29 protein-coding genes, 2 tRNA genes and 1 CRISPR repeat array (1 of these 32 only partly in view) are annotated in these 24,915 nt (G+C 41.1%); of the genes, 24 read left to right on the top strand and 7 right to left on the bottom strand.

Translation table 11 applies throughout. The features are described from left to right. Positions 1 to 1,660: a CRISPR direct-repeat array (repeat unit 32 nt; unit sequence GTCGCTCCCTACACGGGGGCGTGGATTGAAAT) (it extends 155 nt beyond the left edge of the window). A 367-nt stretch (positions 1,661 to 2,027) separates the two neighbouring features. Then, entirely contained in the window at positions 2,028 to 2,342 is a 315-nt protein-coding gene (locus DTOX_RS17695; protein ID WP_015759041.1) for a coiled-coil domain-containing protein, read from the top strand. Between the two features lie 619 nt (positions 2,343 to 2,961). On the opposite strand, the gene DTOX_RS17690 is transcribed toward DTOX_RS17695, so the two are convergent. After that, a complete protein-coding gene (locus tag DTOX_RS17690) occupies positions 2,962 to 4,140 on the bottom strand; it encodes an anaerobic nitric oxide reductase flavorubredoxin (protein ID WP_015759040.1) in 1,179 nt (392 codons plus the stop codon). 182 nt (positions 4,141 to 4,322) lie between these two features. Continuing rightward, positions 4,323 to 4,574, bottom strand: a complete 252-nt coding sequence (locus DTOX_RS17685; RefSeq protein WP_015759039.1) for a hypothetical protein — start codon at positions 4,572 to 4,574, stop codon at positions 4,323 to 4,325. Between the two features lie 207 nt (positions 4,575 to 4,781). Between DTOX_RS17685 and DTOX_RS17680 the strand changes: the two genes are divergently transcribed. The 3 genes from DTOX_RS17680 to DTOX_RS23245 all read left to right on the top strand — a co-directional run bounded on the left by DTOX_RS17680 (position 4,782) and on the right by DTOX_RS23245 (position 5,915). Then, a complete protein-coding gene (locus DTOX_RS17680; protein WP_015759038.1) occupies positions 4,782 to 5,051 on the top strand; it encodes a hypothetical protein in 270 nt (89 codons plus the stop codon). Positions 5,052 to 5,229: 178 nt separating this feature from the next. Continuing rightward, positions 5,230 to 5,556, top strand: coding sequence for a hypothetical protein (locus DTOX_RS17675; RefSeq protein ID WP_015759037.1), 327 nt, complete (start codon positions 5,230 to 5,232; stop codon positions 5,554 to 5,556). 206 nt (positions 5,557 to 5,762) lie between these two features. Continuing rightward, complete coding sequence (locus tag DTOX_RS23245) at positions 5,763 to 5,915, top strand: hypothetical protein (protein WP_157863010.1); 153 nt, start codon at positions 5,763 to 5,765, stop codon at positions 5,913 to 5,915. Here DTOX_RS23245 and DTOX_RS23240 read toward each other — a convergent pair. Then, the gene (locus DTOX_RS23240) at positions 5,902 to 6,051 is read right to left on the bottom strand and encodes a hypothetical protein (protein WP_157863009.1); all 150 of its coding nucleotides are present in this window, start codon (positions 6,049 to 6,051) and stop codon (positions 5,902 to 5,904) included. The genes DTOX_RS23245 and DTOX_RS23240 overlap by 14 nt on opposite strands. 127 nt (positions 6,052 to 6,178) lie before the next feature. On the opposite strand from DTOX_RS23240, the gene DTOX_RS17670 reads away from it, so the two are divergent. Next, positions 6,179 to 6,538, top strand: a complete 360-nt coding sequence (locus DTOX_RS17670) for a hypothetical protein (RefSeq protein WP_015759036.1) — start codon at positions 6,179 to 6,181, stop codon at positions 6,536 to 6,538. A 63-nt stretch (positions 6,539 to 6,601) separates the two neighbouring features. Here the strand turns inward: DTOX_RS17670 and DTOX_RS17665 are convergent, their stop codons facing one another. After that, positions 6,602 to 7,717: an aminopeptidase gene (locus DTOX_RS17665; RefSeq protein WP_015759035.1), complete on the bottom strand. Its 1,116-nt coding sequence runs from the start codon at positions 7,715 to 7,717 to the stop codon at positions 6,602 to 6,604. A gap of 357 nt (positions 7,718 to 8,074) precedes the next feature. Between DTOX_RS17665 and DTOX_RS17660 the strand changes: the two genes are divergently transcribed. The 8 genes from DTOX_RS17660 to DTOX_RS17625 all read left to right on the top strand — a co-directional run bounded on the left by DTOX_RS17660 (position 8,075) and on the right by DTOX_RS17625 (position 13,807). After that, complete coding sequence (locus tag DTOX_RS17660) at positions 8,075 to 8,500, top strand: MgtC/SapB family protein (RefSeq protein WP_157863133.1); 426 nt, start codon at positions 8,075 to 8,077, stop codon at positions 8,498 to 8,500. Between the two features lie 106 nt (positions 8,501 to 8,606). Then, a complete protein-coding gene (locus DTOX_RS17655; RefSeq protein WP_015759033.1) occupies positions 8,607 to 9,014 on the top strand; it encodes a hypothetical protein in 408 nt (135 codons plus the stop codon). 256 nt (positions 9,015 to 9,270) lie between these two features. After that, positions 9,271 to 9,960: a 7-cyano-7-deazaguanine synthase QueC gene (queC, locus tag DTOX_RS17650; protein ID WP_015759032.1), complete on the top strand. Its 690-nt coding sequence runs from the start codon at positions 9,271 to 9,273 to the stop codon at positions 9,958 to 9,960. An 11-nt stretch (positions 9,961 to 9,971) separates the two neighbouring features. Then, positions 9,972 to 10,607: a radical SAM protein gene (locus DTOX_RS17645; protein WP_015759031.1), complete on the top strand. Its 636-nt coding sequence runs from the start codon at positions 9,972 to 9,974 to the stop codon at positions 10,605 to 10,607. Positions 10,608 to 10,630: 23 nt separating this feature from the next. Further along, positions 10,631 to 11,008, top strand: a complete 378-nt coding sequence (gene queD / locus DTOX_RS17640; RefSeq protein WP_015759030.1) for a 6-carboxytetrahydropterin synthase QueD — start codon at positions 10,631 to 10,633, stop codon at positions 11,006 to 11,008. Between the two features lie 106 nt (positions 11,009 to 11,114). Beyond that, positions 11,115 to 12,053: a hypothetical protein gene (locus DTOX_RS17635; RefSeq protein WP_015759029.1), complete on the top strand. Its 939-nt coding sequence runs from the start codon at positions 11,115 to 11,117 to the stop codon at positions 12,051 to 12,053. A gap of 48 nt (positions 12,054 to 12,101) precedes the next feature. Then, a complete protein-coding gene (locus DTOX_RS17630; RefSeq protein WP_015759028.1) occupies positions 12,102 to 12,455 on the top strand; it encodes an SCP2 sterol-binding domain-containing protein in 354 nt (117 codons plus the stop codon). Further along, complete coding sequence (locus DTOX_RS17625; protein ID WP_015759027.1) at positions 12,452 to 13,807, top strand: APC family permease; 1,356 nt, start codon at positions 12,452 to 12,454, stop codon at positions 13,805 to 13,807. The genes DTOX_RS17630 and DTOX_RS17625 overlap by 4 nt, the downstream gene beginning before the upstream one ends. Positions 13,808 to 13,809: 2 nt before the next feature. Here the strand turns inward: DTOX_RS17625 and DTOX_RS17620 are convergent, their stop codons facing one another. Further along, positions 13,810 to 14,739: a L,D-transpeptidase family protein gene (locus tag DTOX_RS17620; protein WP_015759026.1), complete on the bottom strand. Its 930-nt coding sequence runs from the start codon at positions 14,737 to 14,739 to the stop codon at positions 13,810 to 13,812. A 160-nt stretch (positions 14,740 to 14,899) separates the two neighbouring features. On the opposite strand from DTOX_RS17620, the gene DTOX_RS21710 reads away from it, so the two are divergent. From DTOX_RS21710 to DTOX_RS17570, 10 genes are all read left to right on the top strand, one after another. After that, positions 14,900 to 16,330 (top strand): N-acetylmuramoyl-L-alanine amidase, encoded by a 1,431-nt coding sequence (locus DTOX_RS21710; RefSeq protein WP_015759025.1) that lies wholly within the window; start codon positions 14,900 to 14,902, stop codon positions 16,328 to 16,330. A 272-nt stretch (positions 16,331 to 16,602) separates the two neighbouring features. Beyond that, complete coding sequence (locus tag DTOX_RS17610) at positions 16,603 to 17,580, top strand: 2-hydroxyacyl-CoA dehydratase family protein (protein WP_015759024.1); 978 nt, start codon at positions 16,603 to 16,605, stop codon at positions 17,578 to 17,580. A 6-nt stretch (positions 17,581 to 17,586) separates the two neighbouring features. Further along, positions 17,587 to 18,414, top strand: a complete 828-nt coding sequence (locus tag DTOX_RS17605; protein WP_015759023.1) for an acyl-CoA dehydratase activase — start codon at positions 17,587 to 17,589, stop codon at positions 18,412 to 18,414. Positions 18,415 to 18,516: 102 nt separating this feature from the next. Beyond that, positions 18,517 to 19,278: an MBL fold metallo-hydrolase gene (locus tag DTOX_RS17600; RefSeq protein WP_015759022.1), complete on the top strand. Its 762-nt coding sequence runs from the start codon at positions 18,517 to 18,519 to the stop codon at positions 19,276 to 19,278. Positions 19,279 to 19,354: 76 nt separating this feature from the next. Next, positions 19,355 to 20,089, top strand: coding sequence for a ribonuclease PH (rph, locus tag DTOX_RS17595; protein WP_015759021.1), 735 nt, complete (start codon positions 19,355 to 19,357; stop codon positions 20,087 to 20,089). Position 20,090: 1 nt separating this feature from the next. After that, a complete protein-coding gene (locus DTOX_RS17590; RefSeq protein ID WP_015759020.1) occupies positions 20,091 to 20,690 on the top strand; it encodes an XTP/dITP diphosphatase in 600 nt (199 codons plus the stop codon). A 69-nt stretch (positions 20,691 to 20,759) separates the two neighbouring features. After that, the gene (locus tag DTOX_RS17585) at positions 20,760 to 21,248 is read left to right on the top strand and encodes a metallophosphoesterase (RefSeq protein ID WP_015759019.1); all 489 of its coding nucleotides are present in this window, start codon (positions 20,760 to 20,762) and stop codon (positions 21,246 to 21,248) included. Positions 21,249 to 21,325: 77 nt separating this feature from the next. Beyond that, positions 21,326 to 21,399 (top strand) — tRNA-Gly (locus tag DTOX_RS17580). 3 nt (positions 21,400 to 21,402) lie between these two features. Next, a tRNA-Arg gene (locus DTOX_RS17575) sits at positions 21,403 to 21,479 on the top strand. 284 nt (positions 21,480 to 21,763) lie between these two features. Continuing rightward, the gene (locus tag DTOX_RS17570; RefSeq protein ID WP_157863006.1) at positions 21,764 to 22,069 is read left to right on the top strand and encodes a hypothetical protein; all 306 of its coding nucleotides are present in this window, start codon (positions 21,764 to 21,766) and stop codon (positions 22,067 to 22,069) included. Positions 22,070 to 22,238: 169 nt separating this feature from the next. On the opposite strand, the gene DTOX_RS17565 is transcribed toward DTOX_RS17570, so the two are convergent. Both DTOX_RS17565 and DTOX_RS17560 read right to left on the bottom strand, forming a co-directional pair. Next, on the bottom strand, positions 22,239 to 23,039 hold the full coding sequence (locus DTOX_RS17565; RefSeq protein WP_015759017.1) for an undecaprenyl-diphosphate phosphatase: 801 nt from the start codon (positions 23,037 to 23,039) through the stop codon (positions 22,239 to 22,241). Between the two features lie 233 nt (positions 23,040 to 23,272). Beyond that, positions 23,273 to 23,887: a PilZ domain-containing protein gene (locus DTOX_RS17560; protein WP_015759016.1), complete on the bottom strand. Its 615-nt coding sequence runs from the start codon at positions 23,885 to 23,887 to the stop codon at positions 23,273 to 23,275. A gap of 421 nt (positions 23,888 to 24,308) precedes the next feature. Here DTOX_RS17560 and DTOX_RS17555 point away from each other — a divergent pair, with 421 nt between their 5' ends. Then, on the top strand, positions 24,309 to 24,911 hold the full coding sequence (locus tag DTOX_RS17555) for an RNA polymerase sigma factor (RefSeq protein WP_015759015.1): 603 nt from the start codon (positions 24,309 to 24,311) through the stop codon (positions 24,909 to 24,911). Positions 24,912 to 24,915 lie beyond the last annotated feature (4 nt).

Below are 24,915 nucleotides of genomic sequence, written 5' to 3'. Positions count from 1 at the left end.
GATTGAAATTGCGTATATGTAGATACTTACAACAGCCTGGGCAGTCGCTCCCTACACGGGGGCGTGGATTGAAATAAAAAGCACTGGAAGGAATTATTGGTGGAGGAAGTCGCTCCCTACACGGGGGCGTGGATTGAAATAAAACCACCGGCTAAAAGAAATTCATCAAAAGAAGTCGCTCCCTACACGGGGGCGTGGATTGAAATTGCTTTTGAGCCATCCAGAAATCAGCTTTTCGAGTGTCGCTCCCTACACGGGGGCGTGGATTGAAATGTTTAGGGAGCGTACGCTTGCAAAGATTGAAACTGTCGCTCCCTACACGGGGGCGTGGATTGAAATATTCGAGTCAGCCTTCCAAGCTATTTTTATTTCTGTCGCTCCCTACACGGGGGCGTGGATTGAAATCTTTTCTTGCCTTTTCGCTTAACTTGCTTGCATCAGTCGCTCCCTACACGGGGGCGTGGATTGAAATTCTTTTGGTCAATTAGCCATTGTATCTCCTTTGGTCGCTCCCTACACGGGGGCGTGGATTGAAATGATACGGAGAACCGCCTGGTGCATTTGTATGCCGTCGCTCCCTACACGGGGGCGTGGATTGAAATCCTTGACTGCCATCCGGGAAGGAAAAGTAACCAAGTCGCTCCCTACACGGGGGCGTGGATTGAAATTGGACAGTGGATATTTTATAGAAGTCAAAAATGAGTCGCTCCCTACACGGGGGCGTGGATTGAAATAGATCTGGGTGAGGACAGCGAAGACTTAGTCAAGGTCGCTCCCTACACGGGGGCGTGGATTGAAATCTTTGAACAAACCACTGCCAGGGAGATTAGGCTGGTCGCTCCCTACACGGGGGCGTGGATTGAAATTAGTAGGGAGGAGGATAATGTGAGCGATATTCAGGTCGCTCCCTACACGGGGGCGTGGATTGAAATAGAAACGCTGGCAGACAATCACTTTAACCCCTCCGTCGCTCCCTACACGGGGGCGTGGATTGAAATATCTGTATGAATAGAGAAGTTTATAATGTCTACAGTCGCTCCCTACACGGGGGCGTGGATTGAAATAAAGGTTAGAGACTTATTGTTTCTAGCCGCACAAGTCGCTCCCTACACGGGGGCGTGGATTGAAATAGGCTCTACAATAAACGTTGGAACGAATGCGGTAGGTCGCTCCCTACACGGGGGCGTGGATTGAAATGATTGCGGCTATGTCAGCAACAGAACCGAATTGGGTCGCTCCCTACACGGGGGCGTGGATTGAAATTTTTACGACGCTGGGCGACTCCCCAGTATTGCGCGTCGCTCCCTACACGGGGGCGTGGATTGAAATGGCAAAAGAACAATTAAGCCACTATCAATCACAGGTCGCTCCCTACACGGGGGCGTGGATTGAAATACTTTCCGAACATGAAGCACTTAGGAGACATTAAGTCGCTCCCTACACGGGGGCGTGGATTGAAATACCCTTTCGAGTGCCATTTGTAAATAATTTTTCTGTCGCTCCCTACACGGGGGCGTGGATTGAAATTATATATAATATACCACATACATGCATGTATGTAGTCGCTCCCTACACGGGGGCGTGGATTGAAATCCAAAACAGTGCATCGCCTGGACCACTCACGGCAAGTCGCTCCCTACACGGGGGCGTGGATTGAAATTTTGCAAACAAAGACTCTATAATAGCTAAAATAGGTCGCTCCCTACACGGGGGCGTGTGTTTTTTGTATTTCTTGTTCAGTTATTTTTGTTGGAGGTCAGGATGAAGTTTAAAAAAATTTCCTATACTGACTCTCCCTCAGGCAAGGCTTTTGTTAATTTCAGCTTTGACTAAGAATAAAGATGAAATCCGGCACATTATCAGTAGAGTAAATTATTATATGAAACATAACAGCGTTGCTCATAAACCTTATGCTAAAAAACAGCAAAATTTAATTGATAAGGGTACTGCATGAAGAATTACCGCTGTAGTATTAAATTGTGGGATTTATGATGTGGTTAAGCATTTAAAAGAGGAGGCCATCGCTAATGCCAAATAGTGAATTAGCTAATATGCTTAGCTCTATTATCCATGAGGAATTAAAGCCCATACAAGAGGACTTACAGTCGGTAAAAGGAGAATTGCAGGTAGTTAAAGAAGAATTACAAACAGTAAATGATCGACTGGATAACCTGGATCAAGGCCAACTTGATCTAAAACAAGGTCAAATTAGCCTGGAGAAGGGGCAGCGGAAGCTAGATAAGGATGTTACCCTTATCAGAAAAGAATTAAAGGAATCATGGAAGGACATTAGTGATTTTGATGATAGGATTACTACTTTAGAAAAAATGTTTATACTATAAAAACCGGCCAATTAACCGGGCTTTTTTATTTCTATGAAACATCCCAAGTGAGATAATCTAAGCCTTTTCAGCATTAGTAGGTCTTGTAGACTGTCTTTTCTGTACGGGCCTGTCCATACCATAGTAGGCAGAAGGTTCATACTACGCGGCTATGACAATGAAGGCAAATTGACGTCTTAAGAGAAACAGGCGGCGTTCTATGTTATTTGCTCGATTCAGATGATTTGTGTCGCTTATTTTGAAAGCCGCGAGGAATACAAGCAGCTAGCCAGAATCAATCGTAAAATGCTCATGTATATCGTTAATAATAAAGCCCAAATCAATAAAATATTTTAACTGCTATGGTGGTGTCGTTCTTAATGACAGCAGGCTGTGAGTTGTCGGCTCACAGCCTGCTGTCCTCGTGTTTATATTGTGTTTATCTGGTAGATTCTACTGTCCAGTTCCACCATCTAATCGTCCAGCCCCTCAAAGGTTCCAATGCAAAAATCCTCAGTACGTTTTGCAAAACAAAATAGACAAGGATACTTTATATTATGTAATATTTTTACATGATAATAACTGGTATTAAATATTAATAAAGAAAGAATTTTATTACGTTAAGATATAGATTTTCACCCTAAACCTTATCAGCAAATGATTCTCCAAAAGATTGACATTTTCTAAGATCCTCCGGTGTGGGATCGTACTGCAGTTTAATCCCTTCTGCTACTATGTCTATACCGGCTTCCTTCAACCTGTTTTCAACAATACTAACGGACTCACCGCTCCAGCCGTAAGAACCGAAAGCTGCACCAATTTTATTTTTAAATTGCAAACCTTTAATAACTTCCAGGATAGCCGCGGTGTCGCTAAGAATCCCCTTGTTAATAGTAGAACTTCCCACAATTACTCCCCTGGCTTTAAAAACCTCGGTGATTAAATCATTCTTGTCCGACGTTCCAATATTAAGCACCTTGGTGCCTATACCTTTATTTCCTAGTCCCTTGGATATGGCAAGAGCCATTTTTTTGGTTGCTCCCCACATTGTATCAAAAAGGATGACTACCATGCCTTCATTATAACCACTGGCCCACTGGTCATATTTCTCAACAATTTGCAGGGGGTTATCCCTCCAGATCATCCCATGGCTGGGTGCGATCATGTCAATAGACAGATTTAGGCTAAGCAATTCCTTGATTTTTGCTTTAACCAGTTTGCTGAAGGGAGTTAAAATATTGGCGTAATATTTTATGGCTTCTTGGTAAAGCTCGCCCTGGTCTACCTGATCATTGAACATGTACGATGATGAATAATGCTGTCCAAAAGCATCATTAGATAACAGCACATTAGCACCCGACACATAAGTAGCCATCGAATCAGGCCAATGGAGCATTGGTGTCTCCACAAAAACCAGATTATATTCTCCTAGATCAATACTGTCCCCGGTTTTTACAACATTGAAGTTCCAGTCTTTATGAAAATGCTTCTTGATCATCATGGCCCCATTTTTGGTACAGTAGATAGGCGTTTCAGGAATCTTTTCCATTAAGTAAGCCAAACTGCCTGCATGATCTTGTTCACAGTGATTAATAACTATCAAATCAATATTTTTCAACCCGATCTCTTCTTCCAGGTCGTTTACAAAATTTTCGTGAAAAGGAGTCCAAACCGTATCCACCAAGGCAATCTTTTTATCTTTTATTAAATATGAATTGTAGGTGGAGCCTCTGTGTGTTGTGTATTCTTGACCGTGAAACATTTTTAACTCCCAATCCTTTACACCGACCCAGTAGATATTGTCTTTAATCTTTAAAATTTTACATCAACTCCTTATACCTTATTTTATTCTTAAGACCTTCATATTCAACAGCGATTATCAGAAGTCCTTCTGTTATGGGTAGATTTTCTTAGTCTACAATAATTTGAAGAAAAATGTTTCAGCCTAAATTAAGGTGACCGGCAGCAGTGCCGCCTCCTTACATAATTATCACTATCTTATCACACTTCCGGATTAGTCTTGGTATAGGTTTGATAAGTCTCGCATTTAGAACAAGTGGCAGAAGGGTATATAACGATTTTTCGATCTGTTACATAGTTTTCCGCTAATACATTAACATATTCCGCAAAGCTGTTATTTCCGAATTTTACACAATATATAAGTTCACAACCTCTATCTACAATTGCCTTGGCAGGATTAGGATCTGATAGGTTTTCTTTTGATAAATCTACCGATACAACGATTTTTTTCATCTCTCTACATTTTTAATAATTCTAAATTTCTGGTTTAATCAATTTGTAGGGCAAATGACATTTTTATTAAAAATTGACCGCTAGGAATAATCTGGCGGTCAATTATTTATTTACGTATACCAGTTTACATACAACAGTTTTTAATAATAGATATTAAGGGCAAACTATACCATATGTAGAATAATTATCAAAAAAGAGGTGGTAATAATGCAATCCAAGGAATATATTGAGCATATTTTTGAGAACCAACGTATTCATTTAGATGGAAACACTTATAGGTTCTGCAGTTTTAAAAATTGTGAGGTTGTAGTAAATCAAGGCGCGTTTGTTTTATCGCATTGCGGCTTTGAAAACTGTCGGCCTATTCTTAAAGGAAATGCGCTAAACGTAGCTTATTTTATTGAGTTATTTTTTCCTGGTTGCCTACTTTGGAAAAGCGGCAAACAAAATCCCTATCGAAAACCTAAACCTGAATAGTATCATAAATATTAAGCTGACTGCTATCACCACTATCCTTCATTTGACCTCCGCTTTGCGGGGGTTTTCTTTTGTATCAATATCTAATATTTGCAATCCTTTGAACATTTTAATTTTCTATCATTTCACAAAAGGTTTTTTAAAATATATGTCAAAATATATCTTTGAGGTGATTTATATGAGTAAGAGAAATAAAACAAGTAATGCAAACAAGATGAAAAAAAATCAAGAAACAGCTCTAACCCCAAAAGCAAAAATATTTATTGTTGGGGCAGCCGGTTTTGCTGTTATTTTGGCTTCCGCTGTTGGTTATGGCACATATAAAAATAATCAGGCTGCGGATAATGTATCATCGCCAGCGGCTAAAACCCCCTCAGAAACCACGGCTAAGCCTATTGCGATTGATCCCAATAAAAAGGAGCAAACAATAAATATCAATGGTAAACAAGTACCTATTCAGATGAGTGTAGGCAAAAAAGATAATGGCAATCAATCCAAACCATAACCGGTCGGATAATACCCACTATTTATTTTACTGGAAATCAACAGGCGTGTTATCCGAATCAATTTTGATTTCTATTGGTTGTAGAATAACTTACTCTTGCATCACCTGTGGATATTGTAAGAGAAAGACTGATTGATAATAAAGGTTATTTTCATAAGAAGGGAATAACCTGCCTGGATCGAATATGAAGTCAGGAGGTGTTGGTTTTGACGGATAATATTGGGGCAATATTTGATCACATCAGGGATTGTGTTATATATGGAGTTGCTTGCCCGAATTGCAGTACATTGTTTGAGTTAGATGAGGACAGTGATAGCATTAAATGTCCGGTATGTGATGAGGAGATTAGACTGCCGTAGATTTCTTGCCTTCTGTGATAGCTGTGGCATGTACTTCGCCTGGGTCAATGACTGCTGTAACATCACTGCCCTGTATTTTTCCCAAGGCCGGTTTTTCTACCGTTGCATGCAGCCACGATATTGATTCCGGTGTCATACTGGCTGAACCGGTTTAATGATGGTTACGGAGAACCTTTGGGGTATGTTAAGTATGAGCGGTTCCCTTCCGCTTTCGTTGGAGAGAGTCAAAATCAGTTTTTTATGAGTAATACCGAGTGGTTCCTATGTCACAGCAAAAAACGTTTCCCGCGGTGGAGATATTGCCAATCGGCAAACCCTTGTTCACGCAGTTTCCCGGTATGTTCACAACACCCAAAGGAAGTTTCCACTTTAGCCTGCACAGACTTGGAATGAATACCGTATTTACCTTTAGCGAATGCTTTCATGTCACCTTTATCGAACCGGCAGTGATTTTTTATATGGATTGTGCGATGAACAGTGCAGCTTATGCCCATATTTTGGCGGCCATTTTTTTTAAAGCCGGGGAAAAGCGGCAAGTATTCTATTGGCGGAGCAGAGAGGAAGTGTTTGTGTATATACTTGTCGCCTTAACGGGCGACCGCTCCTTTCATCCCACGGAATGAGTCCGTGGGTTTTTGGGAGCGATTTTCAATAAATTAAATGTTTTATTATTAGGCATGAGAAAATTACTTTAAATTCTCTGGGTTTAACCCCTCCAATTGAGGGATTACAAACCTTCCATCCTTTCTTATTAAAACATCATCAAAATATATTTCCCCACCACCGTATTCCAGCGTTTGAATATATACCAGATCCCAGTGGATAGCTGATTTATTTCCGTTAAAACATTCATCATAAGCGCTTCCTGGTGTAAAATGAATAGAGCCTGCAATTTTCTCATCAAACAGGGTATCTTTCATTGGTTTTGTGATATAAGGATTTACACCCAGAGCAAATTCACCTACATATCTTGCCCCTTTGTCAGTATCGAAGACTTTATTTATTTTTTCCGTATCATTAGCTGTAGCTTGAACAATTTTCCCATCCTTGAATTCAAGCCTGATGTTTTCATAAGTAAAACCCTGGTATTGAGCAGGTGTGTTGTAGGTAATATAGCCGTTTACGGAGTCTTTTACCGGGGCGGAAAAAACCTCCCCATCCGGTATGTTTCGTTTCCCGGCGCACTTAATTGCCGGGAGAGATTTTATAGAAAAGGTCAAGTCGGTTCCTGTGCCCACAATCCTCACTTTATCTGTTTTGTTCATTAATTCTACCAGAGGAGTCATTGCTTGCGACATCTTTTCATAGTCTAAGTTACAAACATTAAAGTAAAAATTCTCGAAGTTTTCTATACTGGTATTGGCCAGCTGTGACATGGAAGGGGAGGGATATCTTAATACCACCCATTTAGTCTTGGGAACTCTGATTTTCATATGAACTTCATTAATAAAATATTTATTGTACAACTCAAGCTTATCTTGTGGTACATCAGATAATTCTGCCGAGTTGTTGCCTGACCGGATGCCTATATAAGCGTCCATGTCTTCCATTCTGGCTGCTTCGTATTTAGCCATCATTTTTAATTGTTCCTCACTTGCATTTATTAACAGGGATCTGTTAACAGAGTTGTCCTTTATGGTAACAAAGGGTACTCCTCCGACTCGGCAAACTTCTTTTATCAATTCTTTAACAAACGGTAATTCAAGTCCTATTGCTTCTATAAGGATTTTTTCTCCGGGCTGTAGGTCGCAGGAATAGTTAACAAGGTTTCTTGCCAGTGTAATTATTCTTGGGTCTACCAATAATCTCTCCTCCTGTATTAGTATTATTTTTTTCAGAGGTTAATAAAACTTTTTTCTACACTATTACAATAATATAACGAAAAAACTATTGAAAAAACCCTTGAAGAATAAATCTCAATATTATTAGTTTTATTTTTAATCTTGTAGTTATTAAGATCCTATAAATATTTCTAGTATTTAGCATAATTATAATTATTATCACAAATAATGTATATCGCAATGTGATTCTGATTAATTAATTTAGATATTTTGGGTAGCATTTTGCTCAGGTTGTATGCGTAAAAAGCAATCAGAAGTACAGGAGTGAGACATATATTAAATTTGCCTTTTGAAATTTATTTGAGAATTGTTCTTTCTATGATAGCTGGGATAATAATGGGTTCCGAAAGAACGATTTATAATAAGCCTGCCGGTATTCGCACTTTTTCATTGGTAAGTTTGGGTTCCACACTGATTATGCTTTTATCTGTGTACGGAGCTGAGAGGCTAGGTATTAAAGCGGAGGTCGATCCTTTCCGTGTCGCTGCGCAAATTGTCAGTGGTATCGGCTTTATCGGAGCAGGAGTGATTTGGAACAGTAAAAACGGTGTAAAGCGAGGGATAACAACTGCTGCTGAACTATGGGTCGTTTCTGCTATAGGCATGGCTTTGGGAGTTGGCATGTATGATCTGGTTGTATTGGTAATGGTTTGTATCTTCATGGTTATGCGTATAGGGCATATAATGGGTAAATATACCAGAAATAAAGTAAAAAGAGAGCATGCCCCTGAGCAGATGAAATAGCTTGAATAAATGATCATGGGCAGGTTAGATTTTAACCGGGTACCCTGGTATATTTCCTGGCATTTTTTTAAATACTAGCTATATTACAATCTAAGGGGGCTAAAAAATGAATCATCAAACTAATCCATTTCTTCAACATGTAGCGCGTCACGGTCAAAGATTACTTGGTGAGTCTAATAAGGCGGTGTCAGTTTCTAATGCTTTAATATCAGCTTGTGATGAGATACTCTTTTCGCTAAATTCCGGCAATATGCAAAGTGCTGCTAATGCCGCTCACCATGCCAGAAATATGGCCAGCCAGGTAGCTGCCTCATCCCAAGAATTAAATCAGGCTATAAATGAACGCATGGAGATGGCTTCCCATGTTTTAAGTAAAGTGCAACACCGTGTTAACGAATTATCAAGCGTTTTGCAATCAATAAGAAGTTCAGATTACAATTATGGCAACACTACCGGAGCATGTTGTCATGGTTCATCCATACAATACCAGCCAGGTTCTGTATATACGAGCTAATATCAGGCATAGTAGAGTAAAACGGGATAGATTCCCGTTTTACTTGATCCTATAGATAAATGCTTGAAGCCACAAGATAGTAGGAGAAATACAATAAATTTTCTGGTGAATTTCAGATTATTATAATGAGTCTATTTCTTAAATAACTAATTAAAAATATACTTTTGTGCCATCCCATTAAAACACCGGACTAAGCGGTTTATCCGGGATGATAAATGTGGTAAAATAGTGTCTTAAGGGGATAGGAGAGATGAAATTGAAAAATGCCGTTATTATTTTATCCGGAGGCATGGATAGCACAGTTTGTATGGCTTATGCCGGGAGTCGTGAGTATAACCTGTACCCTATCACCTTTAATTACGGGCAGAGGCATGCTTATGAAGTCGGACAGGCTAAAAAGATAGCTTCATATTTCCAGTCGAACAGACACCTGGTAGTTGATCTGGCTTTTTTTCGAGAAATAGGAGGCAGTGCTCTGACTTCAGAAGCTATAGAACTGCCGTTAAACAGGACAGAAAAGGAAATTGGTTCTGGGATTCCGATTACTTATGTTCCTTTTCGTAATGGAGTTTTTCTTTCTCTGGCTGTTGCTTATGCTGAAGCAGTGAAAGCGCAGGCTATATTTATCGGTGTGAACGCACTGGATTATTCGGGTTATCCTGACTGCAGGCCGGAATTTATAGAAGCATACCAAACTGTTATTGATGCCGGTACCAAACAAGCCAGTGAGGATAAGCAGAAACTTCAGATTATAACACCTTTGCTGTATAAAACTAAAGCTGAGATAGTCAAAATGGGTATGGATTTGGCTGCTCCGCTGCAGCTGACCACCAGCTGCTATCGTGGAGAAGAACTGGCTTGTGGCCGCTGTGATTCCTGCTTGCTCAGGCTAAAGGGTTTTAGTGAAGCTGGTTTTATCGATCCTATTTCGTATGAGAGTTACTAGAGGATATTGCGATGAAAGTCAATGAGATATTCTATTCACTGCAAGGGGAAGGTATAACTGCTGGATACCCGACTGTGTTTATACGTTTGACCGGATGCAACCTCAGGTGTCTTTACTGCGATACTGTTTATGCTTATGAAGAGGGACAGGAGATGTCTGTGAAGGATGTTGCGGACAGAGTGCATGAATACGGAGCACATTATGTCTGTATTACAGGTGGAGAACCTCTGCAGCAAAAAGCTGAGTTGAAGCTCTTGCTGTCATTGCTCAATAGGTATACGGTTACTATTGAGACAAACGGTTCATTATCACTGGAGGATTTAAGTTTCAACTATTGCCACTTTGCTATGGATATCAAAACACCTGGCTCGGGCATGCATTTGTATAATGACTTTTCAAATATTGAGTTCTTGCGCAGTAAGGATGAGATTAAATTTATAATTGGTTCCCGTACTGATTATGATTTTGCGCGGGGAATAATAGAGAAGTATAAGCTTGCACAAAAGGTGATAGTAACCTTTTCACCTGTATTTGGTTTAGAGCCGCGTTTTCTGGCGCAGTGGGTTTTAGAGGATAAGCTCTTTTTTGTCAGAGTGCAGCTGCAAATTCATAAGTATATATGGGAGCCGGGGGCGAGAGGTGTTTGAAGAAAGCAGACAAATAATTAGAGGTGAGTATACTGTTTGAACTTAAAGTAACGGAGCATTTCGACTCGGCTCATTATCTCAGAGAGTACCCGGGCAAATGTAAAAATGTGCATGGTCATACCTGGTACATAGAAGTTGTGCTGCAGGGAGAAAATCTGGATTCTACAGGAATATTGATTGATTTTTCTGAGTTAAAGGGGTTAATTAAGAATATAATTGAGCCCTTTGATCACCAATTGTTAAATGAACAGGTTCCCTTTGAGGTTGATAATCCTACCTCAGAAAATTTGGCCAGGTATTTTTATCATGAAATAAAGAAAAAGTTGTCGGATAAGCCGGTGAAGCTTGTTAGGGTAACGGTTTCTGAATCGCGAGCCACAGCCGCAGCTTATTTTGAGTAATAAGGTTTTCTATGGAGTTTCGCACAACCCTGTCTTGTTATTTTAGTTTATTTTGGTTACAATGGTAAAAAATGAAATATGCTGGCCTTTTTAAGGAGGTTTTTTTGTGAAAAACGTGGTCAGTGTTAGTTTGGGTTCAGCCAAACGAAATCATATAGTTGAAACTGAGCTGTTGGGTCATAAGTTTCGTATCAGCCGTATTGGTACTGACGGTGATTTTGAACGGGCAATAGATATTTTAAAGTCACTGGACGGACAGGTGGATGCCATAGGCCTAGGTGGCATAGACGTTTACCTGGTAGTCGGTGAAAAATGCTATACTGTACGTGACGGCTTAAAGTTAATGGATGCTGTGAATAAAACACCGGTAGTTGACGGCAGTGGCTTAAAAAATACTCTGGAGCGGGAAGTTGTGTTAAGCTTGGCCAAAAAAGGAGGCTTTTTTAAGCCAGGTACAAAGGTTTTAATGGTTAGTGCCTTGGACCGGTTCGGTATGGCGGAGGCTTTTGAGGAAATAGGTTGTCTGGTTACTTTCGGTGATATGATTTTTATTGCAGGTATTCCTTATGCAGTAAGAACTGTTGCTGAACTGGAGGAGTTAGCAGCTAAATTGTTGCCTGAAATGGTGAAGCTTCCCTTTCATATGTTGTACCCAACCGGGAAAAAGCAGGAGACTGTAGACCGGGAAAGAGCAGTTAAATTTGCCTCATTTTATAATGAAGCTGAGGTCATTGCCGGTGATTTTCATCTAATAAAGCGCTTTTTGCCGGAAAAGTTGCACGGCCAGGTTATATTAACCAATACAACCACAGAAGAAGATGTCCTGTGTTTGGAAAATGCCGGAGCGGGCTGTTTAATTACAACTACTCCGGAACTACATGGACGTTCTTTTGGAACCAATGTGATGGAAGCGGTTCTGGTGGCATTAATGGGTAAACCGGTCGAAATGATAAGGTCACAGGATTATTTGGATATCTTAAAACAATTAAATTTTTCACCTCGCATAAAATATTTTAGCTCTGAGTATGTTTTGCAAGCTACTTAAGGATTGTGGCTTAAGAGCAATGGTTTCTAAATAATTGGAGGACAATTTATGGCTACGCACCAGGAAATTAAAGAAAGTCTCATGTGTTTTTTAGATAACTACCAGAAGAATGAGCGATTAAAAATAATGAACCGGGATTGGAATCGTGTAATTAGTATCCTGGTCAGGGACAATCAGTCGCAGTTTACCATGGTTCTGGAAAAGGGTGTACTTGAAATCAAAGAGGGGGCAGCGCAAAATCCTGACTTAACGGTAGAAGCGGACAGCGAAGTTTTAGCTGATTTGTTTTACGGAGATATAACCCCTACCGAGCCTTATATCAACGGAACCTTGAAAATTCTTGGATCGGAAGAGGATATATTGCGCTTAGATTTTATCTCTTTGCTGATTTGGGGTGAATGATTTTGAGGTTGAAGCGAGTCCTGTCGCTTCGTACTGTGGTGGCTGCCAGTGCCGGGTTGACTTTTGCCAGCTCTTCTTTTGTTGCTGCAGTACAGGTAGCGGGTTTTATGGCCGGTGACAGTGTCTGGCTGGCCATTCTTACGGGCGGGCTTTTATGTTTATTATCGGCCGCCTGTTTTTCTGAACTAAATGCGGCGCTTCCTTCTGCAGCCGGGATAAGGCTGTATTTTGGCCGGGCTTTTAACGAAAAATTGGCCTTGACCGTAGCTCTTTTATATATGGCGGTGCTTTTAGGAGTCATAGGTGCTGAGAGTTATGTGCTGGCCGGTGTCTTTAAAGAGGTGTTTCCCGGAACTACCTCTTTATTCTGGATTTCATTAATGCTTTTACTGGTCACGGCCATGAATATCAGAGGCATTAAAATAGCTGGTGCCTTTCAGGATGTATTTACATACGGTCTTGTCTTATCCTTGATGATTATGTCGTTAATCGGGATAAGTAAGTTTGGCATTGAATGGCAATCGCTGGTATCCCCGGGTAGTCCTACGGGTATTATTAACGCGGTAGCTGTGGGTGTCTTTTTATTTGTAGGTTTTGAGTGGATCACACCGCTGGCGGAAGAAGTCATTGACAACAAGGTAATCTCCAGGGGTATGTTTTTGGCTATAGGCTTGTTAAGCATTACCTATGCGCTTTTTACCCTGTCAATGACAGTTAGCGTTGATAAGCAAGTTCTCCAGGCTTCCTCAGTGCCTCAGATATTGTTTGCCAAAGCCGTTTTGGGAGAACCGGGATTCGTATGGATGACGATTTTAAGCCTGGTTGCTTCGATAACCACTTTCAACGCCGGGTTAATCAGTGTTTCACGGTTTATGTATGCCTCAGCCCGCGAGCATGTTCTGCCGCAGGTTTTTGCCAGAGTTAGCGCGCGCTTCTTTACGCCCTGGGCGGCCATATGTTTTTTATTTGTCGCTTCTTTTGTAATCTCTGCGACTGTTGTCCTGACCGGACGGTATATGGTGCTGATCAATATGGCTGCGGCCATGGAATCTATTGTTTATGCTCTGGTCGGGTTGGCTGTTATTCGCTTACGCTCCAAAGAGCCTGAGTTATCACGTTGCTACAGGGTCAAGGGCGGTAAGCTGGTTCCCGCCGCTTGCTTTTTGATTTTTTCTGTGCTGGCCGTTGCAGTTTTAAGCACAAACCTGCTTATTGCTGTCTATTTGCTTGCGGGATTAATTTTCTGTTTGGCCTATGTGCTTTTTATAGTACCGAAATTAAAGAAAAAATATGCCCGTCCAAAACAAACCAGAAGGAGACCGGTACGTACAGAGACTAATAACAATAATTAAGGTTATAACCCCAGTGCTTGGTAGATTTCTAAATCTACCCGGTCATCATGGAGAAGGCGCTTATCTTTTCGCAGTTTTTCGATGGCCTCTTTTATTTCCTTGTTGAATAAGCCGTTGATATCGCCTTTATAGTAACCCCGCTTTTTTAAAATCCTCTGTACTTCCGCTACATCTGAGCCTCTCTCACCCAGTGAGAGTATGCGGTGAGTATGATTAGGCACACCAAAGGGGTTTCCGGTAATATAAACAGGGGTTCCGACGGATATTAACGGATAAATTGCTTCCACGTTGGAATTATGCATCCGGATACAGCCGTGGCTTTCATATCCGCCGATACTGTAGGGTTTATTGGTACCGTGAATGCCGAAAATACCCCATGGTACGTTCAAACCAATCCATCTCGTGCCAAAACCTGTCCCCCAGTTCATGGCTTTGCGGACAACTGTCCAACTGCCTATCGGTGTGGGTGTTTCCGGTTTGCCGACAGCCACATAATATTGACGATAAGGTTCGTTGTCAATAAACACTGTCAATGTGCGGTTTACTGTATCGACTACGATACTGGGCTTGCCCTGTGGCGGTGGTGATTCTTTTTGTGTTACCGTTGCACCATGCTCGGATAGCAGCATGGCCCAGATAGTGACGTTAACAATACCGTCTGTTTTTACCCCATGTTTTTCTTGCAAAGCCTGCACTGCTTGGGCTGTGCTTGGACCGAATACGCCATCAATTTTATCCTCATATAAACCTAAATCCATTAATTGCTCCTGCAATTCCTGTACATCTTTTCCTTTCATATTGGGTGAGCATAAGTACAGGACTCGTTCCTGTTCGCAATTAAAAGGGCAAACTGTATTTGCTTCTACGTTCGAGATAAAGGTAAAGTACGAAACGAAAAAAATAATTATCCATATACTAGTTCCTTTTACCACTACTATTCCTCCTCCAGTGACATTATAGTTATCTGTGATAATAATAAAAAATATGTAATTGTTCATATTTTTATCGGATTTTCTTTGGCAATTAGAGAAGGAATTGCAAATAAAATGTTGAATGTTTATATATAATCAAATTATATTGAGAGGGTTTAGAATGTATGGGATGTTGAAGGGTAAAATGAAAGGTCTGTTTGGTTTTTGGGTTTTGTTTGCGGCCCTGCTCCTGTTGCCTTCCGGTGTGCTGGCAGCTTCCGTAGCTTCAGTCAACGGTGACAATATTAATGTCAGGGAGGGACCTGGTACAACCTCCGATATTGTTGGAGAGTTAAATAAGGGTGATAGTGTTACTGTTCTGGAAAAATCCGGTGATTGGTACAAGGTTAAGCTGTCTAACGGTGACGGTTGGGTTTTAAGCAGTTTTTTAAATCTTAGTGAGCAGAATTCTGACGATTCGGCAGACTGGCTCTACGCTGGGGCCGGTAGTAACGATAATCAGGTTAAACCTGCTCAAACAGCTGCAACAGCACAAAAAGAGGTGACTCTGCCTGAATGGCTCCGGCCAAGAGAGGGTAAGCTTGCATCTGCTGGTAACTCCGGCAGCACCGATAACTCCAATAACACGGGCAGCACCGGCAACTCGAACAACTCCAGTGATACAAACAACTCAGGCAGCAAAACCGGGGAACAGCCTTTTGTCTGGGACGGGGGGGAACTTACTAAGATAGATGTGTGTGACAATAGTGATGAAGTAGTTGTTACTGTCTATGCCACAGGTAAAATGCAGTTAAGCGCCTTTACTATTGACAACCCGTCTAGATTAGTTTTGGATTTAACTGGAGTAATACCGGGGGACATACCTTCCACTATGCAAGTATCTTCAAATATTGTTCAGCAAGTTCGCACTGCTTTATATAGCAAGGAACCGGTTAAGTCCAGAGTTGTGCTTGATTTAATGAAACAGTCAGGATATAAAACTACTTTGTCAAGTGACCAAAAAACCTTAACTGTTCAGTTAGATAAAGGACAGCGGACTGTGGTTAAAAGCGGCAAGAAGCTAATTGCGATAGATCCCGGACATGGTGGTAAGGATTGTGGGGCTATCGGTTGTACCGGCTTATATGAAAAAGATGTAACCTTGGACGTTTCACGTCAGGTTGTTGACTTGCTGAAGAACTCCGGCTATGACGCTGTGCTGACCAGAACAGATGACACCTATGTAGGACTTGACGAGAGGACTGACTATGCTAACAGCCTGAATGCTGATTTATTTGTCAGTGTGCATATAAACTCCAGTGAAGCACAGACTCCTTCAGGCACCAGTACTCACTATCGTTCTGAGGAAGGAAAAGTCTTGAGCACATATATTCAGTCCGCTCTGATAGCAGGTTTGGGGCGCAAGGACAGGGGAGTTCTATATAATAATTTTGCTGTATTGAGAACTTCCAATATGACTTCTGCTTTAGCTGAACTGGCTTTTATATCTAACCCGGAGGAAGAGTCCCTGTTGAAAACAGCCGACTTTCGCAGTAAGGCGGCTCAGGCAATTGTTCAGGGTATAAATAATTATTATCGTGATATTCAGTAAGTATTTATTTTCCAAAGCAGGCCTGTTAACAGGCCTGCTTTGATATTACTCTAGCAAATTATGCTTGTAATGGATTTGTAGATAAGTTAAGGTTAGTACCGCATAATTTCCAGCGTGCACGAGTGCCATTGCTGCTCGAAAGTTGCTTTTGAGGGACAATCGGAATAATGTTATAGATGTCGAAATGGGGGTAGACTGTATTAATTAATCGTTGTAAAATTATATAGGTCAAAAAGATTGGTATATTCGACCATTTGTTAGGGGGTTTTCTATTGCCCAAGGTAGGAATTACAACTACGATACCGGTTGAAGTAGTATATGCGGCGGGTTGGCAGCCGGTGGATTTAAATAACAGTTTTATTGCTTCTAGCAATCCCCGGCTTCTGGTGGAAGAAGCCGAAATGGCCGGTTATCCGCGCAATATCTGTGCCTGGATTAAAGGCATTTATAGTACTGTTCGCAAAGATGAGCAAATTAAAACCTTAATTGCAGTGACTCAGGGCGATTGCAGCAATACCCATGCTTTGATGGAAACCCTGCAATTAACGGGAATCAATGTAATACCTTTTGCTTATCCCTATGACAGGGATTATGATATGTTGAAACTGCAGATAGAAAAGCTGATGGAGGCCTTTGGGGTTAACTGGCAGCAGGTATATGAGGCCAGACAAAAATTAAATAAGGTGCGTGAAAAGGTCAGGAAATTAGATGAAATGACTTGGAGGAGCAATCTGGTTAGCGGCTGGGACAATCATTTTTACCAGGTTTGCTGCAGTGATTTTAACGGCAACCCGGAAGAGTTTAATAAACGGGTAGAAGACTTTTTAAAAGGGTCTAATGAAACTGCTCCCAAACAGGAAAAAATACGTCTTGGCTATATAGGTGTGCCGCCTATTTGTGATGATCTTTATGCCTATCTTGAAGAGCGTGGGGCCAGGGTGGTATATAATGAAACACAGAGACAGTTTACCATGCCCGATAGTGTGGGTGATTTTGTTGAGCAGTACAGGAAGTATACCTATCCCTATGGCATATTCTATCGACTTGCAGACATAGAGAGGGAGATAGAAAGGCGAAATATAGATGGGATTATTCATTATGCCCAGAGTTTTTGTTTTCGCCAGATTGAGGATTTGATTATCAGAGAAAGACTGAGTCTCCCCGTGTTAACTCTGGAGGGGGATATGCCCAACAGCCTTGATGCCCGGACACGTATGAGAGTGGATGCTTATTTGGAAATGTTGAGGTGACAAAAATTGCTGTGGGGAATTGATCTGGGCAGTAGAAACGTGAAAATCGCCGTTATGAGAGAGGATGAGAGCTTTTCCTTTTATAAATTCGATACCATTGGTTTCTATAAGAAATTTGGTAGAATGAAGGATGGCCAATTGACAGTAGATTTTACAAATCTGGGTCTTGACCGGGAAGTGAGGGCGATAAACGAAAAGTTTGCCGGTGATTTAAGCGGGCCGGCTTATGGAATAAATGCACCGGCAAAGGTTGTGGCTACAGGTTATGGCCGCCAGACAGTGAAGCTTAAGGGAGCAGAAAATATAGTTGAAATAAAGGCTCATGTGTTGGGAGCTAATTTTCAGACAGGTCTTAAGGATTTTACTCTACTGGATTTAGGTGGGCAGGACAGCAAAGTTGTGCTGGTAAAAGGCGGTCGTATGGCAGATTTTCAAACTAACGACAAGTGCGCTGCCAGTACCGGCCGCTACCTGGAAAATATGGCTGCCGTGCTGGAGATTGATTTAAAGGAACTTAGCCGTCATAGACTGGATCCGGTGGAATTGACGGCTACCTGTGCTATTTTTGGGGAAACTGAGTTGATTGGCAAGATAGTGGAAGGGTACTCCATCAGCAGTTTGGCAGCCGGGGTAAATTACAGTATTTTTAAGCGTCTGAAGCCTATGTTAAGCAAACTTTTGAGCCAAGCGCTGGTGTTTACCGGTGGGGTGGCTTATAACCTGGCCATAAGAGAAATACTGAAGGAGGAGTTGGGTGTCAAAGTACTGGTTCCCGATTATCCTGAATTTAACGGAGCGATTGGCTGCTGTATTTTTGGTTGCCGGAATGTTTAGATTTAACTGCTGCAGAAGAATACACATGCAGGTTTACCATGCATGAATTACAATCTTTGAGAAATTAAACAGTAGAAAAGGTATTTCAAAAGGGGGGTTAATATGCAATTAACCGTATTGGGATGCTGGGCACCTTACCCCCGCGCCGGTGGGGCCTGTTCGGGTTATTTATTGCAAGACGGGGACATAAATATAATGTTAGATATTGGGCACGGAAGTCTGAGCAGGTTGATGCAGGTGTTGGATTTTCGCTCTCTGACAGCTTTAGTGATAACTCATTTTCACCCGGATCATTATAGCGATGTTTATGCTTTGCGACATGCTGTGGCAGGAGCCATCAGAGATAAATCCAGACAGGGACCGCTCACTTTGCTTATGCCTTCGGAACCGGCGGCAAACTTTACGGAGATTTCCGGTTATGGTGATGCTTTTGCAGTTAAAGCAATAGACAGCCTGTCCCCGGATTCGTATAGCGGTACCGGCAATTGGCAGCTGGGCGGTTTAAAATTGCGTTTTATGCCGACTGTGCATAAGAAGCCTTGTTATGCTGTGCGTATTGAGGGTTTAACGCAATTTGTTTATACAGGTGATACCGCCTATTCCAGTGAACTGGTTGATTTTTTTAGAGGGGCTGATTTGCTGCTCAGTGAAGCCAGCGGGTTCGACAGTGATACTTCGATTTTGTCCGGAAGCCACATGACAGCAAGGCAAGCAGGTGAATTAGGGAGATTAGCCGGTGCAAAAAAATTAATGATAACCCACTTTTGGCCGGAATACGAGCAGGCAGACTTGTTGACACAAGCACAAGAGAGTTTTGGCAGTAAGGTTGAACTGGCCAGGGAAGGGCGTACATATAAAATTTGATACTGTAAGAGTAAATTTGGTTTAACGAAAATATGTTTTTATCTAACTGCTTTGTCTAATTAAGGAGGTTGTTGCTTTGTCCAGGGTTGACGGAAGAAAGCCGGATGAAATGAGACAGGTTAGAATGACCAGAAATTTTAATAAGTATGCTGAGGGCTCGGTATTGATTGAAGTAGGGGATACTCATGTGTTATGTACTGCGACAGTGGAAGATAAGGTGCCTCCTTTCCTGAGAGGTGCGAATAAGGGCTGGGTTACTGCTGAGTATGCCATGCTGCCGCGAGCGACTGATTTGAGAACCGGCCGTGAAAGAGGCAAGGTATCCGGGAGAACCATGGAAATTCAGCGTTTAATCGGGCGTGCTTTGCGTTCTGTAGTTAATCTCGAAGCTCTGGGAGAGAGAACTGTCTTAGTTGATTGTGACGTTTTACAGGCTGACGGGGGTACGCGCACTGCATCAATTACCGGGGCTTTTGTGGCTATGACCGATGCATTGTACAAACTTGCTGTAAACGGGCAAATTAAAAAGTTTCCGATTAAAGAGTTTATTGCTGCTACCAGTGTGGGTCGGGTTAATAATGAAATGGTCTTAGACCTTTGTTATAAGGAAGATTCTGCGGCAGAGGTGGATATGAATATTGTAATGACCGGCGGCGACCGTTTCGTGGAAATACAGGGGACAGGGGAGGAAGCTACTTTTTCCCGCGCTGAAGTAAACAGTTTGCTGGATTTGGCTGCAGGTGGGATAAAGAGTTTGATTGCCTTTCAGTCCGAAGTCCTTGGCAGTATAGCAAAAAAAGTAGGTGTTTAGAGTGCGTTTGGTTCTGGCAACACGTAATAACGGGAAGGTAAGGGAATTAGTAGAATTGTTGAAGGACTACCAGGTGGAGGTTTTATCTTTAGAACAATATCCTGATTTCCCTGAAATTGAGGAAGACGGTGATACCTTTGAGGCCAATGCCATAAAAAAGGCTAAAGATACTGCTGCTTATACAGGCTTGTTGGTACTGGCGGATGACTCAGGGCTGGAGGTAGACTGCCTGAACGGTGAACCTGGAGTTTATTCAGCCAGGTTTGCCGGTGAACCCAAGGATGACAGAGCTAATAATGAGAAGCTTTTAAGACTTCTGACAGATGTGCCAAGAGAAAAACGCGGCGCCAGATTTCGCTGCGTGGCAGCAATAGCTGTACCGGGCGGTCCGGTTTATACGGCTGAGGGAGTGTGTTCTGGCTTTATAATTACCGATCTGCGCGGGGAAGAGGGTTTTGGCTATGATCCTCTTTTTTACCTGCCGGAATATGATAAGACCTTTGCTGAGCTGGACTTAGCCCTAAAAAACAAAATCAGTCACAGGGGCAGGGCTTTAGCTGAGGCAAAAGTTATATTATCCAAACTGCTGCAAAACATTTGAATATTAGTTAATATAAAAGTAACCAAGCACCGGCGGCAAAAATCAGCAAGGGTGCGGGGGGGTTCCGTTTTGAGGATAGGCGTTTTTAGTGATACTCATGGTGATTTGAGTAATGTTCCCATTGCATTGTCCAGAATGGGCAGGCTGGACTTGGTTTTGCATGCCGGTGACTGTTACGGGGATATAGACCAGTTAAGAAAGCTGGTAGATGATATTCCTGTGAAGGGTGTTCTCGGTAATTGTGATACGTGGTGCGGCGGCCCGCGTGAAGAGATGTTTGAGGCGGCAAGGAAAAAAATATATCTGGTGCATGGACACCTGTATAATATTAAAAACGGATTTCATAAGTTATTTTTGCGTGCCGAAGAGTTGGGCGTTGATGTGGTAGTTTACGGCCACACCCACCGGGCTGAGAGTCTTTTATACGGGAATATTCTAATGTTTAATCCGGGCAGTATATCGCGCCCCCGCAACCAGGATTATCCCAGTTACGGGATGCTGGAGATAACTGAGCAAAAAATTAATCACCGTATATATTATATAGAGAAAGCATATTAATTTGCAGAAAGTCTTTGACTTTCCTAATAAAATGAGATATAATAATTAATGTTCTGGAAAGCTTCCAGAATGGTTAAGCGGGTGTAGCTCAATGGTAGAGCGTCGGCCTTCCAAGCCGATTACGAGGGTTCGATTCCCTTCACCCGCTCCATATGTCCCAGTAGCTCAGCTGGATAGAGCAACGGACTTCTAATCCGTAGGTCAGGGGTTCGAATCCCTTCTGGGACGCCAAAAAAGTGAGGAACTGCAAGCGATTGCGGTTCTTTTTATTTTGTATAGACAGCGAAAGAGCAGCATAATCATTAGCTCTACGACTTTTTGACCACATAAATTTTTGCTGTTATACCCCCATACGGTGACGGATGCATCGTATATATTATTAGGGTGTACTGTCTCTAATCTTTATTATAATTCCATTTACGTCGAATCAAATTTTCAACACTCACTAAGTTAATAAAACCAGGAGGTGACCGGAAACTCTATTTGAGAATTTTATAAAAAATTATAGAAGGAGAATGATTAGATTGCTCATAAAGAATGTAACCGGGGCTTTAGTGTTAGCTTTATTTGTTTTTATTACTAACACAGCATTTGCGACAACAGAAATTAGTGGTTTATCAAAGCAGTATTTGCAAACGTATCAAGAAGAGCAGGTGCAGGAAACTTCCTCAGTCGACAAGCAAACAGAGCAGTATACCTTTAGTCCGGATGTGCCTATTAATGGTTTATTTTGGACCATTGGAAGCTGTAATGATAAACAGGGTTATTGGAACACCTTGGGCGAGTTTTTTGAGAAACTTCCTGATCCCACCAAGGAATAATTTACTGTGCCATGAAAGGGAAAATGAAAAACAGTGGTATCCCTGCACTACAAGAACAGAGCAATGAAATCGCGCCTAGGTTGTTGCCTTCTATTTGCATGACCAGAAAATTGGATTCTGGTCATGTTTAGCTTGTTGAGGGGGAATTAATTGCTGCAATGCTAAATGGTTAGATTCCTTTAAAATATATTAAAACCAATATACCTAAAATTATTCTATAATAACCAAAAGGCTTGAAGTCTTTCTTTGAAATATAATTCATAAAGCCGGCAATTACTGTTAATGCTACTGCAAAAGAAACAATAAATCCAACTATCAATACGTAAAATTGAGATGGAGTTAACGCAAAACCAATTTTAAGAAGGGAATAGGATGTGGCTGCAAACATTGTAGGAATTGCTAAAAAGAATGAGTATTCAGCTGCTACAAGACGGGAGGATCCTAACAACATTGCACCGATTATTGTAACGGCAGACCTGGATGTGCCGGGAATCATTGCAAGACACTGGATAAAGCCTATTAAAAGAGCAGTTTTGTAATCTAAAGCATAAATATCATTTATACTACTTTGCTTTGTTCTCCTTTCAATAAAAACTAAAATAAAACCGCCAATTAGTAATGTGATAGATACTGTGATTGGATTAAAAAGCTCCTCTTCAATATATTCACCCAGGGCTGCACCAATAAATAATGCTGGCAAAACACCTATAATAGTTTTTTTCCAAATCTCAAGTGCTTTTCTTTTCTCAATTATATTTGCTTTTCCAATAGGGAAAAGTTTCTGTTTGAAATAGAGTACAACTGAGAGTATAGCCCCTAATTGTATTACAATATCAAACATATGTGCAAAATTTCCTGTAAATCCAACAAACTCATTAACTAAGATTAAATGTCCCGTGGAAGATACTGGTAGAAATTCGGTAATGCCTTCTACTATTCCAAGTATAATTGCTTTTAAAATATCAATCATTTATTCCGGTTTCCTTTCATCATTAACTATAGGATCCATAAAACAATAGTATTATTTTACTACGAAATTTGGCATTTTTCTATTGCACTTTTAAAATATTATATGTAGCAAGATGATATGTACGATAGATATTATCATAAAATGCCGATGTGAACATGCGGTGAATATTAATGAACAGGAAATGAACATTGAGCAGGACCTGTGGTTATATTGATGTGTGGCTAAGTGCAGTATTATTTTGTTGTGTTATAATTGGTTTTAAAAGAAGAATTGATAATAAACCTGCGCAGTTGGTCAGCATGAATAAATTCAAAGCCTGCAACAGGCAGATTGTAAAAAAGCTTCTTCCAGACTAAGCGTACTTCATATTGTATGTTGTAGCCGTTAATATGCAAACATGCAAAAATTTTATCCTTTGACTGTAATATCTTGTTCAACTCCGGTGTTATATAGACTTGCATGCCTCCCGGCGAAAAATCAATTGTTTTTGTAGGAACCATCAGTAAATTCGTTTTGAATATAACGTCATGACAAAAAGGTGCTCGTTTATAGTATCTTTCTTCTGAGACAATCAAATTTGTTGGCAATAGCAAGCCATATGTTTGATGAATATTTTTACCAATTGCTTCTACTAGAGTTTCACCAGTGTAGCAAGCTGTTTCCAGGGTCACTTTCATTTTAATAGGCTGCTTTTTCCGCAAACTTAAAGGTTGTTTGTTTGCCAGAGGCAGATTAATCCAGAACATTTTCTCTTCCAGTTTAGTTATAGTTGCTTCAAAATTATATTTCTGTGAATCATGCAGCCAAATTTTACGGTTAACAATAATTATCTCATTGCTGGGTACCATAATTATTCCTCCGTTTAAAGTGTTCTGTATTAATTCTACTAAAGTGTACATTTATTGTATAGAGATAATTAAATAATATTAAATTAAATTAAAGAAAAAAAGAAAGAGTTTTTCAACTGGAACTATATCTATTAATGTCTGCACTATGCGGATTGTGAATTGAATTTCTGTATCAAACAGTGAGCCTCCAAAAAAACGGAGGCTATTTTTTCTCTTTATTTGTAATTTAACCTGCTAGTTGAAATGGCTGACTGTATGTTATAATTATTTTACTGCACATTGACCGGAATGCTGGAAGTGCCTGATGGCAATTGCAAACAATAATTTTGCCATCAGAATTAGGCGCGTAGGATTTTTGACCTAATGGTTGGAAATTTTACGGCCTTATTGTTTTAACGAACTCCAACGGAGAGTGAACGATTTGACTTTATCTGATAATGCATTAGTGGAAAGGAGCAAGCAAGGCGATTTAGAGGCTTTTGACTTGCTGGTTCGCCGCTATGAGGTTAAAATATACAACATGGCCTATCGTTTTATGGGCAATAGTGCTGACGCCAGTGATCTGGCCCAGGAGACTTTTATTCGCCTGTATAAGTCACTGCCTACCTTCCGGGGGGATTCGGCCTTTTTAACCTGGCTTTACCGTATTTGTGCAAATGCTTGTCGTGATGAATTGCGCAAACGGAAAAGAAAGCAAGAGATTTTCTGGGATGAAATTAGTTGTGGGGTAGAGTCGCAGGCTATGTACAATAATGATCCTTTGCCGGAAGATTTACTGGAGCAGCGTGATCTAAAGGAGTGCCTGCAATTCTGCCTGGATAGTTTATCTGAAGAACACAGGTTGATAATCATATTGCGTGAAATACAGCAGCTCAGTTATGATGAGATCGCTCGTGTTTTGGACTGTACGATGGGTACGGTTAAATCAAGGCTTTCCCGTGCCCGCCTGGCGCTTAAGGAAAAAGTAATGGCTCATCCGGAACTTTCAGGTTCGGTAAAACGTCATAAAAAGGAAAGGGAGTAATGCA

The organism is Desulfofarcimen acetoxidans DSM 771, assembly GCF_000024205.1.
Lineage (GTDB): Bacteria > Bacillota > Desulfotomaculia > Desulfotomaculales > Desulfofarciminaceae > Desulfofarcimen > Desulfofarcimen acetoxidans.
The sequence above is the reverse complement of the archived record's forward strand: the minus strand, read 5'-3'. Positions and strand labels throughout refer to the sequence as shown.